Source organism: Ignatzschineria sp. LJL83, from assembly GCF_054871845.1.
Genome location: NZ_JBTXLY010000015.1, coordinates 1 through 12747 on the forward strand (window position 1 = coordinate 1; position 12747 = coordinate 12747).

A 12747-nucleotide genomic window follows, 5' to 3' on the forward strand; every position below is an offset into this window, starting at 1 on the left:
ATTCTACTGTTAGCGTAGAGGTAATCTCTCCTGCACTCACTTCGATAGAATCAGGCATTGAACGGATAATTGATGTAGAAGCGTCTGCTTTACCTGCTGTATAAGTCACGGTTGCAGAACTACTTGCTGGACGATTATCGATTTCAAAAGTAAAGGTATCTGATCCTGCCAATGTCGATGTGACATAAGTAAAGAATTGACCATCCGTCGCAGGAATCATTGTAACGTTTTCAACATCCCCTACAAAGCTGCCGCCACCTTCAAGCTTAAGAACAACTTGATACGGCATTCCTGTCTCTGGATTATTGATATCAGATACACTATTTCCTTCCCCATCTCGGAGTTGAACAGTTACTTTAGAACGATCTACGCCGTCTGCAGTAATGGTTACTGGACTAGCTGAAATCACCGAATACTTCGTATCCGCTCCACCTGCCACATAAGAAATAGGGGCATAAATATCTGCTGGCACACGGTTACCATCTAACGTGAAGCTCACATTACTTTGACCTGCTTCTGTTGAGATAATGAATCCTTCATAACGACCATTACCCTGATAGCTAAGTTGAGGTCTGCCTACCCCTGAAGCTGTATCATTAGGAATACCCGGTCTATAATTTGTGAGAATAACTTCACCACTATCTCGTTCCACATTATTACCGTAACGGTCTTTTAATTGGATACTTACAATAGATTGATCTCGACCATTTGCTTCAATTTGAGCTGGAATTGCCGTAATTTCAGATTTAGTAAGGTCGGCATCCCCTGCTGTATACGTAATTGCATGCGTATTATTTGCAGCATTTCCATCAATCTTAAACCCAACTATTTCTGGACCAGAAATAATCGAAACTATCGTTCCGCTATAGAGCCCATTCCCTAAAGAATGCAATACATAGCCATTACTACTATCTTTTAAGGTTCCTTTCTCTAAAGGTAACAATTCAACAATTGCTGTATCCGTTAAGAGTGGGTTTTTATTTTCATCTCTTAACTGAATCGTGACAACCGCTTCTTCAATACCATCAGCTTTAATCGTTGCAGGTTCAACCTTAATCAATGATTCAACAAGGCTATAATTTCCAGCAATATAAGTTAAAAGTTTCGTATCAGATCCATCACCTAAATCCTGAATGCGATATCCGATCGTATCCACACCTGATTTAAGAGACGTAACATATCCCACATAACGACCACTTCCTTCATGTGTTAATGCTGTTGTTGGCAATGTCCCAACAGTGCCCTCTCCACCAACGAGGGTAATTATTCTTGCACCATCATCGACATCATGACCTGAACTGTCTTTTAATTGAACAGTGACGGTACTTCTATCAACGCCATCTGCCACAATCGTGTCTGGTTTAAGCGTTAACGTAGATGATACTAGACTTACCGAACCTTGCTCATACTTCACATGAACAGCTCCCGTAGTACTAAGAATACCCTCTAATTTAAAGTTAACATCATCAAAGCCCACAGCATCTGACTGAATAGCAAGCTCATAACGACCATTACCAACAGATTCAAAGTTTCCTGTAGAACCTACTACTAATCGACCTGTTGTAAGGGTTGTTTCATCTAATGTTACTGAGTACGCCTCATCTCTCTCAAGGTTATTACCAAATTGATCTCGTAATTGAACTCTTAAGATTGAACTCTCTTCTCCATTCGCCTCTATAACAGGTGGATGAGCCGTGATAATTGAATTTTCAGCTGTCGCTTCTCCGGCAATATAAGTGATTTCAACAGAAGTATTATTTGCAATTGGATCATTATTTAAACTCGCAGAAATCGTATCTTTCCCAATCTGACGAGAGATAATTTCAATTTCGTAACGACCTTCCCCTTTATACAGCGCAGGATTAGTTATTCTCTGTCCAAGATTAACTCCCGCTAGACGGATCTCTCCTTCTACTTCTTGATCTAAATTATTACCGAAAATATCTCTAAACTGAATCGTAATTACTGCTTTATCAACTTCATCTGCAGTAATAATGGGTTTATCAACAGTGATGATAGAACTTTCTAAGTTATAATTGCCGGCGGTATAACTAACCGAAGCACTTTGTGTACTCGGTGTTGTAGAAGTTCCTAATGTAAATCTTACCGCTTCATCAGAACCTGCGACTGTAGATTTAATAAATCCTCTATAAGTGCCGCTATTTTCCTGATACGTCAGCGTATTATCTTCGTTATTCAAATAACCTTTTTCAAGATCAATTATTGTTACAATTCCTAAATTTTGCTGAATTGGGTTATTGAATTTATCTCGTAATTGAACAACCACATTCGCTCTTGCAGTATCATTCGCTGCAATTGTATTTGGATTGATCGTAATACTCGATGTTGTCATATCAATATCGCCAGCGATATACGTCACAACATCAGTGTTAGATGCATTAATAAGAGAACCACCCTCAATAGCACTATAGCTAAACTTCAGTGTTTCTGATCCTGCAGTTTCAGAGTAAATGTCTAATGAATAAAGCCCTTCAGAGATATAGATAAACTGATCAGAACCCATCACTGTTTTACCAATCTCTAATTCACGAATAAAGACATTATATTCATGCTCGCTCGGTTTATTACCCTGAGCATCCATTAATTGAACATAAACTGTCGCTATTTCTCCTTCATTCGTGGAAATTTCTTTTGGCTCTACCCAAATTTCAGAACGTGTCGCACTGATTCCGCCAATTTTATAATTAATAGTAACGGTATTATCAGGACCGCCGTCTCCAATACTGACAATATTAAAGCCAAAAGTATCTTCTCCTTGAATCGTTGAGAAAACATTCGCAACATAACGACCTGAACCCGCTGGGCTCATCGCTCCTGTTGTATTATTTGGCTCAAGCGTCCCTTTCTTATCCGCTGAAAACGTTAACTGTACGTCATAAATTCGATCAGGAGCTACAACGTCATTCTCAAACTGATCTCGTAACTGTACTGTAATTTCAGATTTAGATTGACCATCTGCGTCAATCTCTAAAGGTATTGCACTAATCGTACTCGTGAGTGACGATACTGCGCCCGCAACATATTCTAAATATGCAGGTAGTGCAGCAGAAGGTCTACCATTTAATGTAAATGAAATATTATCTGCTTTATTTGCAACTTTTGAAGTCATTGTTGCTTGATATGTCGATGTTCCGGCAATATGACGCAATTCTGATGGAATCCCTACTGGTCCATTTCCTTCATTAAAATAGAGCTCAATATTACCTGTAAGTGCTTCCGCATCTTCCGCTGAAATATCATTCTCATTCGCATCTTTCAAATAAATCGTGACAGTTGCACTGTCTTGAAGATCTGCAACAATTGGTGAGCGATCTACTCGAATTAAAGATTTACCAGAATCAACCGCTCCAGCTAAGTAAGTCAAGCTAGCTGGATTATCTTTTGCACCCTCGCCAAATCCCTCTAATTCAAAATGAATATTATCGTCAACACCAGCCTTAATAGAGGTTAAATCTACTGTATAACGCCCACCTTCACCAGAGTAACTAGCCGGGATTTTATCCGTTCCTTGTGCTTGTAACGCTAATGTAACGCCTAAAATATTTACTGTACCAGGATTACTCTCTAATTCATTCCCATTGGCATCTTTTAACTGAACAATAATGACTGAACTAGCTCTACCATCGGCATCAATTCGATTAGGCTTAGCTACAATCGTAGACGTTCCGAGATCGAGCTCTCCTACAAGATAATTTACATAATCTGTACTATTCGAAGCAACTCCATTAACTTTGAAACTAAAGTCTTCACGTCCTTTTGTTGTAGAAGTAACAGAAATTGTAAATGTTCCATCTTGATTATTTTGTGCCTTACCATCTTCTACAGCAAGATTTCCAAGATTACCCTCATTAAGCATTGAATACACAACCACTTCATATTCATTGCCATCAACGTCAGATCCTGAAGTAAGTTGGTTATTATTTCTATCAAATAGTGTTACTGTGATTACCGCCGAATCCACTCCATCAGCTTTAATTTCTTTAGGTGAAATAGTAATTTGAGAGCTATTGGTGTCCGCAGCGCCTGCGCCATAAGCAACTACTACAGTACCATTGGTATTACCCGCATCAGGCTTGCTACCTTCTATTTCAAAAGTAAAGGTATCTTTTCCTGAAGCCTTAGAAACAACTGTTGCAGTAAAAACTCCATTAGCAAGATAAGTTGTTTCCGATATATCTTCTCCTACTTTATTAATGGCATCTGCATAAACAACTTTAATATTATAGGGTTCTTGAGTGCTCGGGTTGATATTAGATGTAATAATATTACCTTGCATATCATAGAGCTGAACTTGGAATGTCGATTTGTCAATACCATCCGCTAAGATAGATACTGGATTAGCAGTAATACTACTTTTTACGACAGAAGGGGCTCCCGCCATGTATGTGACATCTACGCTCTTCGGACTAACCTCCCCTCTAATCTTAAAGGTGAATTTATCTAATCCCGCCTTAACAGAACTTACCGTTGCAACAAATGAACCATCATTATTAGAATGCGTCGTAGTACTTAATACACTTTCATCTATTTTATTGTTTTCATCTACATAGACAATCTGAATATCATAAGCATTCCCATCGCTATCCGTACTAGAGGTAATCGGATTCCTATTCTCATCAAAGAGACGAACTGTTAATGTGGCTTTTTCCTCACCATTTGCTTCTATAGAGGGCTTATCCACTTCGATCGTACTATGTTCGGTTGAAGGCTCTCCAAATATATAGCTAACTGTTGCTGTATTTTGACCGATATTTCCATCAATTCGGTAACCTATTTCTTCATTTTCAGCGATGTCGCTAGATCTTACTTTTACTGAATAAGAGCCATCCCCATTATCTACAACACCCGCTGCCTCATCCACAATTTCCCCAATATGATTATTATCAATAAAGAAAATCGTAATTCTATCGGCATCTCCCCCTACAGTGACTTGATCTCCATTATCTTTATAAAGTTGCACTGTAACCGTCGAGGTTGTTTCTCCATCAGCTATAATGATTGATGGCTCAGCTGTAATTTTAGAATGTTCTGTAGAAATTTTAATAGGAGTATTCGTAATCGTACAGGTAATATCATCCCCATTCACTGGCGTGATTTCAAATGCTTGACCGATACCCGTTGGTAGAACTGTCCCACTACTTGTAGTATTATTAATACAACTGATTGCAGAATCATAGCGTTTGAGACGATCATTATCTCCATTTGCCATAATCTCCGTTAATGTAAATGTTCTCTGTTCTGCTAACGTAACTTTCCCTGTAGTTGCTGTCGTTGAGCCACCTACCGTTTCAGCAGCATGAACAACTGATGCAGAGGCATTATCTTTGATTTGAACAATAAACTGATCATCAGCATGATCACGATCCGTAATAGATTTGATTAATTCTAAACGTGGTCCTAAAGAGTTTGTCAGTACACAAGAGATTTGAGAACCCCCCACAATATACCGAGCTGGAATCGTAATACGACCTTCATCTGTAAACTCAAGGTCGTTAATTGTTTGTTGACCTACCTGACATGAAGCTTCTATTAACGTCCAATTAGTTGCAGGCGAAGTTTGTGTAATAACAACTGCGTTATTTAATAGATTAAAAACATGATGTGAAGAGTCATAATATTCTGTATCTTCTGTTAGTACATCTATAGTCGAACTTGTTGTTGATGGATAAGTAGATAAAATATTACTAAAGTTATAAGAAAAACTTCCTGTTCCACCAAGCGTTTTCGTTGCAATGGAGACTTCTCCAGGAACAAAATAAACTCTATAGTCTTCAACTTCTCCATCAATAATTCTACCAGCTGTAGATGATTCTGTCGGAGTAAGACCTTGAACACTACTTACTCTAAATCTAGCATAAGATGCTGTTGTTGTAGCAACTCCTTGTGTAGCTTGATAGCGAATTATGACATACCCGCCATTACCGCCATCAGCTAACTGCCGATCAGTCAGTAATACTGTTCCATTTTCAAAATTATTAGTTCTCGCTCCCCCGGACATCGCTAACCAAGCACTTAAGTATGCTCTTTCGGCTTCTGCACCTTCTACATTAATACGAATATCGTACATTTCACCTGTTACAAACACAAAATCCTGCAATGATCTGAAATTCGTAGATCCAGCTATTGCAACCTCAACGCCATCATGTGTAGGAATATTATCTGCAGAATCCGATGGCATATTACCTTGCGCTGTTGAAACAGTCTTACCAAGATGTACACTATTTAATTGATGATTTGTAACGGTGTTTCCAGAAACACCTAATGAAACATGAGAAGGTCCAACGCTTCCATTATTATAAGAAGCAGGAGCATCCGCATAGTTACTTGCTGCGGAGAAAGCCATCTCAATTTTTGGCACGTCTTTGTCAGTAGCAATCGTAACTTTAGTAAAAGAAGACCACTGTGACATATTAGAACTTGCACCCGCAGCTCCATCTGTTGGTCTTGATGCACAAGAGCCATTAGGTGTTGGATCCATCATTTTTGTAGCGGGATTATAACAGTAATTCGTAACACTATTACCCCCTGCTGCACTACTAGATACCCAAGTTTGAGCAGCAAACTTATCCCCAATTTTAGGTGCATAAGATCTAATATAGTATGTAGCATTAGTTGAGTCTAAAAGGAACGAGAATCCACCAATACCATTTGTCAGAACCGTAGATTGATAAACAGGAATACCACCCTCTTCTTTCCATATTTCAATATGTTGTCCCACTAAAGGTGCTGCAGAACTTGGTGTTATATTTCCAAGCCCTTGAGCATCTTGATATAACGTTCCTTCAATAACAGGCGCTACCTGACAACTCGCCAGATCTCGCGTATCATTGCGCAAGTTTCCAACCTCTCTTGTTTGTTGTTTTAAGAGATTGATTTCATAAAGAGTATGAGTAGAACTATTCACACTTGCGTATAACTTTCCATCCAAGAAAGCCATACCCCAAATACTCCCTGTAAAATCCGCTGCTCCACGTGGAAAATCTAATACTTTTGTATATCTCCAATTTGCAGAATTTGAATCTGAAATATCATATCTTAGTAAAACCTTGTCCGTACCACGTCCAGCAAGAAGATAAGCATTCCCATTCGCATCAAGTGCCATATCTGAGGCCAACCTCAAGCTCACAGCATCTGCGGGTGTTGCTGCTGGAATAGCTGATGTATTTGCAACATAGGCCCCTGTTACGGGGTTATATCGCATCAAAATCTCCCTGCGATAGTCATTATCTCTCCCCTCATACGCAGAGAAAATAATTTCACCTGTAAGCTGATTTACTTCACCACCAGACCAACCACTCCCCGTAGGAGGATCAGGGTTCAACTTATAAACCTGTGTATCTCCTTCTTGCACGGCAACAGTTGGATCCGATCTATTCCATCTCCAAGAGAACATTGTCATCTTACCATCAGCAGATCCGGCGGGTCCCAAAGCAATAGTTCCTGCATAACCACCAGTAGTGCTTCCTGCTAAAGTATAAATAGCTTGCGTAGGAATATCTCCCCCGCCTTGCCACGTATGATCTGCCGTAAAGATAGGCCTAGTACCTGAACCAGACCCATATAAGGTATTACAACTAAAGTTAGGCGCAGTACCTGATCCAGTCCAAGTAATATGAGTTCCTGTTGGAACTATTGCACCATAACTTAGATTCACTACAAAAGTAATGAACGTTATAAGCAGGAATAATACATTTCGAAAAACATTTAATTTTCTTTGCATAATATACAAAATCTCTCTAGGGGATAGGTATTTAACTAATTTCTAATAAATCTTTTATTTAGTTTTTATTTGAAAGTATTTATAAGTAATAAAATGCAATTCTTTGTTATCTAAATGTAAACAATGAAACTTGATGTACATTTTTAATTTTAAAAATAAATATCTGCATTTTTTTGTTGTTATATATAAATATTTGTAAGGATTTCACATAAAAACAGCTTTAAAATCATGTTGTTACAAACTATATCACAAAATACAACAACAAATAACCCCTAAAATATAATCTATAAATATAATTATTTATTAATAAATAATATGTAAGAATGACTATTAAGAATAAGTTAACTAAGAGGAGAGAAAACTCGATAGTGTAAATTTACCTCAGACAGATTAAGGCTCATAAAGATAAACCTAATAAGCTAGTAATCATCAAGTGTACTGTGGATTTTGAATTTATACGCTTCATCTACAAAGCTACTTTTATTCATAAAATATTTGTAAATAATAAAGAGAATATGCGTATCTTAAACAATGTTCATTTTTGACATTAGACGTTATTTTAGAAAACTCACTTTTATGATCTAGTTGGCAATCAACCAAACACGAAAACCTAATAGATAATCAAAACTTGATAATGAAAAATATAATTAACAGTTCATTAACCAATAGCATAAAAACATTAATTTACTTAATAATCAATAAGTTATAATACACTTATTCTAAAACATTCCTTCATAGCTGAAAATTCGACGTCGTGATAAAATATTGAAAATTTTATCTGTATATTAATGGATTGATATTATGAATAGCAGCTATCCCCGCGCCCTCTTACATCAAAGAATGGGCGCACTTTTATATGATGTTCTCTGTATTTTTGCGTTAGAAATGGTCGTTGCCGGCATTTTTTTACTATTTAATGATGGCGAAGCGATTACTTCCGAAAATTCTCTCTATAAACTCCAGCAAACATTTCTTGCCCTTGTGCCATTTATCTACTTCCTCTTTTTCTGGCTGAGAGATGCGCACACAACCGGCATGCGAGCTTGGCGACTTCGTATTCAGCAACTCAATGGCAATCCGATGACCGCAAGACAAGCGATCTTACGTTTGATCTTTTCCATCATCAGCTGGATTCCTTTAGGATTGGGATATTGGTGGGTTTTCGTATCTCCAACGCGCCTTGCTTGGCATGATCGTCTTTCAGGTACCGAAATTATTCAACTTCCGAAAAAAGAGAAAAAATAATTATCATGAAAAAAATTGCCCTCAAAACTCTGCCGATTCCCGCACAAAAACGTGCGGTATCTTGGGATCTTGAGAATGCCGCAAATTTTGCGCTTCATCTTGTTAACTCGGCGAAAAGTAGCGATCGAACGCTAATCGTCATCGTCAATAACATGCGTAAAGCAGAAAATCTTGTGGAAAACTGCCGATTTTTCGGGGGCAATGCCACGATTTTTCCAGATACGGAAACGCTTCCTTATGATCCGTTTTCCCCGCAAATTGATATTATCTCGCAAAGGCTTTCGGTTCTTTATCATCTGAAAGAGGGCGAGAAATCCATTGTCATTGTGACAATTCCCACATTATTACAGCGTTTACCGCCAAGATCGTTCTTTGATGCCAATGTGCTTCTTTTTAAACGAGAACAAGTGATTGATCGGGAACTCTTTCGCAGTAATCTTGAAAGTGCCGGTTATCTTGCCGTTAATAATGTGCTTTCTCCCGGCGAATTCTCGGCAAGAGGTTCGGTATTTGATCTCTTTCCAATGGGCGAAAGTGAGCCGATTCGGATTGATTTTTTTGATAATGAAATTGATACCATTCGTACATTTGAACCGGAAAGCGGTGACACGATTCAGACATTTTCATCCTTATCATTACTGCCCACTCGCGAATTTAATACCAATGAGCAAGGCTTAAAAACCTTTAAAGAGAAATATCAAAGCACCTTTAGCAATGATGAAGCGCTTCTGAAAAAATCTCATATCTATCAAGAAACCATCAAAGGCAACTTGCCTTCCGGCATTGAGAGTTATTTACCGCTCTTTTTTGAAGAAACGGCAACGTTTTTTGATTATTTGCCGAAAGAAACATCACTGCTTCTCTATCCCGATATTTTTGAAGAAGGGTTACGCTTTCATGAATTGATTGAAACGCGTTTTGAACGCTATCGTCATGATAGTGAAAAGCCGATTCTTCCACCTTCAAGGCTCTATTTAACGCCGCAGGGGTTGGAAAGTTTAATCTCACAATATCCGAAAGTTGATCTACATTTCACTACAGAATTTCAGCCAACGATTACGCTTCAAGATCTCAAAGAGCAAGCGCTTCACGGCAAAGTTCCCTACATTTTATGCGCCGAAACGTCAGGGCGACGAGAAAATCTCTTAAATCGTTTAAGCGCCGAAGAGATTACGCCGAAAGTGTTTGATTCTATCATTACGGCATTTCAAGAACCGGCGCCGCTTCAGCTGGTAATTGGTGCTTTAACGCAAGGATTTATGAATCAAAATCCCGATTTCCGGATTATTACGGAAGCGGAATTTCTTGGCGTTAAACCTCGTGAATATAAGGCAAAGAGCAAAGTTGCCGATATTGAAGCGATGCTCACCAATCTCGATACTTTAGAAATTGGCGATCCCATCATTCATATTAATCACGGCGTTGGTCGTTATGCTGGCATGGATATTATTGATGATACGGAATTAGTGGTCATTCAATATAAAGATAATGCCAAGCTCTATGTGCCGGTAACCTCATTAGATCTGCTATCGAAATATTCCGGCAGTGAAAAATCAGCAGCGCCACTTCATAAACTTGGTTCTGATCAATGGGATAAAGCACGCCGAAAAGCAGCGGAAAAAGCCAATGATACAGCAGCAGAACTGCTCGATATTTACTCTCGCCGAGAAGCCCAAGATGGCAAGAAAATGGCGATTCCTCTGGAATATGATGAGTTTGCGGCAACCTTCCCTTACAAAACAACGCCTGATCAGCAAAAAGCTATTGACCATGTTCTGATTGATTTAGAAAATGGCAAAATGGATCGTATTGTTTGTGGGGATGTGGGTTTTGGAAAGACGGAAGTTGCGATGCGCGCGGCATTTATGGCGGCAATGAATGGTTATCAAGTGGCGATTTTAGCACCGACGACCTTGCTTGCAGAACAACATGCCACCGCTTTTGAAGATCGCTTTGCGGATTGGCCCATTAAAGTTGCGGCTCTTTCTCGTTTCCGTAAAACAAAAGAAACGCGCGAGATATTACAAAATTTAGCGAATGGCGAAGTGGATATCGTCATTGGAACTCACCGTTTATTATCTGAAGATACGCTGTTCAAGAATCTAGGATTAGTGATTATTGATGAAGAACATCGTTTTGGCGTAAAACAGAAAGAACGCTTACGGGAATTACGCGCCGAAGTAAACTTTATGGCAATGACGGCAACGCCGATACCTCGAACCTTAAATATGGGATTAACCGGATTAAAAGCGCTCTCCATTATCGCAACGCCACCGGAAAACCGTATTGCCGTCAAAACATTCGTCAATGAATGGAACGATGAGCTCATTACAGAAGCGTGCATGCGAGAATTCAAACGAGGCGGACAAGTTTATTTTCTGCACAATGAAGTGAAAACTATCGAGATGGTACAAGCTCGCCTATTAGAGCTCATGCCGGATATTTCTATCGGTATTGCACACGGGCAGATGAATGAAACAGAGCTTGAGAAAGTGATGCTCGATTTCTATCATCACCGCATTAATATTCTGCTCTGTACCACCATCGTGGAATCAGGGATTGATGTGCCAAATGCCAATACCGTGATTATTAATAAAGCGGATTATCTTGGGTTAGCGCAGCTTCATCAGATTCGAGGGCGAGTGGGAAGATCGCATCATAGGGCGTTCTGTTATCTCATCGTGCCAGAATATGCGGCAATGACTTCAGATGCCAAAAAACGTATTGAAGCCATTGCGACAACAGATACCTTAGGCGCAGGATTTATGCTCGCAAATCATGACTTAGAGATTCGTGGTGCCGGAGAATTACTCGGAGATGCGCAAAGTGGCGAGATTAATGCTATTGGTTTCTCGCTCTATATGGAGCTCTTAAGCGAAGCTGCCGAAATGGTGAAGCGTGGCGAAAAACTTGATGTTGCCGATCCGTTTAATAAAGGCATGGAGATTAATATCGGCGTGCCGGCACTGATTCAAGAAGATTACATCTTTGACGTTTCTGCTCGATTATCCTTCTACAAACGCATTGCGAGCTGTAAAAATCAGCAAGATCTCGATCAGATTCAGATTGAAATGATCGACCGCTTTGGGCTATTACCGGATTCTACAAAACGTCTGTTTAAACTCACAGAACTCAAGCTGAAAGCAAAACCGCTCAATCTCAAGAAAATCGAAGCGAACCAAAATGGCGTACGAATCCTCTTCGGCGATCAACCGAGAATCAATCCGCAAAAGCTGATTTCGCTCATTCAAGATCGTCCGCAGTTCTACCAACTTCAAGGACAAGAAGCCCTACGCTACGCCCTTCCCTTAGAAACAGCCGAAGTCAGAATCAATGCCATTAGTAAATTGTTAGATCAAATTTCGTAAATTCACCTCATCGATGCTTTACGAAGTCGTCTTAGCTGCTGTTAAGAAAGGCTGATAGAGGGCGGGAGAGAACATTTGCACTCATCTTAAAATCTCGTGCCCGCACTTAAAACTATCTCAATTTTCATGAATCTATTTCACTGATAGTTTGTTTCAGCATGAAAGCCGAATATCTCTGATGCGGATGATTGCTGATGCAAGATATTGAGAAGCATCCGAACATTCGAACATTCGAACTTATCAATATGATCTCATGAATTTGCATAGAGAAATCTCTTTTAATATCTAAAAGGCGCAATATTGCTGGCGTGGGATCTGGGAAATCATGCAAGTACTCGAGCTCATCAATATGATCTCATGAATTTTCATAGTGAAGTCTATTTTAATATCTAA

General features: G+C 39.2%; 3 protein-coding genes. 2 read left to right on the forward strand and 1 reads right to left on the reverse strand.

The annotated features are described in order from the left end of the window. Window positions 1-7675 (reverse strand): invasin domain 3-containing protein (locus tag ACYSN2_RS09735; RefSeq protein ID WP_461750067.1); only part of this gene is annotated, 7675 nt, incomplete at its 3' end. 867 nt (window positions 7676-8542) lie between these two features. Between ACYSN2_RS09735 and ACYSN2_RS09740 the strand changes: the two genes are divergently transcribed. Beyond that, window positions 8543-8986: an RDD family protein gene (locus tag ACYSN2_RS09740; protein ID WP_461750068.1), complete on the forward strand. Its 444-nt coding sequence runs from the start codon at window positions 8543-8545 to the stop codon at window positions 8984-8986. A 5-nt stretch (window positions 8987-8991) separates the two neighbouring features. After that, window positions 8992-12354 carry a transcription-repair coupling factor gene (gene mfd / locus ACYSN2_RS09745; RefSeq protein ID WP_461750069.1) on the forward strand — a complete coding sequence of 1121 codons (3363 nt, stop codon included), beginning with the start codon at window positions 8992-8994 and terminating at the stop codon, window positions 12352-12354. Window positions 12355-12747: the final 393 nt, after the last annotated feature.

Coding starts and splice junctions, on each gene's coding strand:
- ACYSN2_RS09740 (WP_461750068.1), top strand. CDS start 8,543: ATGAATAGCAGCTATCCCCGCGCCCTCTTACATCAAAGAATGGGCGCA.
- mfd (WP_461750069.1), top strand. CDS start 8,992: ATGAAAAAAATTGCCCTCAAAACTCTGCCGATTCCCGCACAAAAACGT.